Below are 258 nucleotides of genomic sequence, written 5' to 3'. Positions count from 1 at the left end.
CGCATAATCCTTATGTTGATTTGGCTTTTCTTGTTATTGGAGCCTTGGTTGTTTTTAGAATAACAAGACATATGGCCAATCGTTGGCTAGCAGTTTTGTTTTGGGCTTCTATTCTTATGATTTCAATTTCAGTCTTTACAGATTTACTATTTGAAATCCATCTTCCATTGATATACGTTGGAGCTGTAGGTTTAATCGCAGGGCATATCATCAACTTTAAAAATCATAAACATTAAGAATACATGACGAAAAAACTTC

Annotated in this window: 1 protein-coding gene; it reads left to right on the top strand. The window is 33.3% G+C overall.

Going from position 1 to position 258, the window contains the following annotated elements; all coding sequences use genetic code 11:
- The coding region (locus SB689_RS23540) for a MerC family mercury resistance protein (protein WP_410694463.1) at positions 1–236 on the top strand (236 nt) is incomplete at its 5' end.
- Positions 237–258: the final 22 nt, after the last annotated feature.

Source organism: Chryseobacterium sp. SIMBA_038 (assembly GCF_046535115.1).
GTDB lineage: Bacteria > Bacteroidota > Bacteroidia > Flavobacteriales > Weeksellaceae > Chryseobacterium.
The sequence above is the reverse complement of the archived record's forward strand: the minus strand, read 5'-3'. Positions and strand labels throughout refer to the sequence as shown.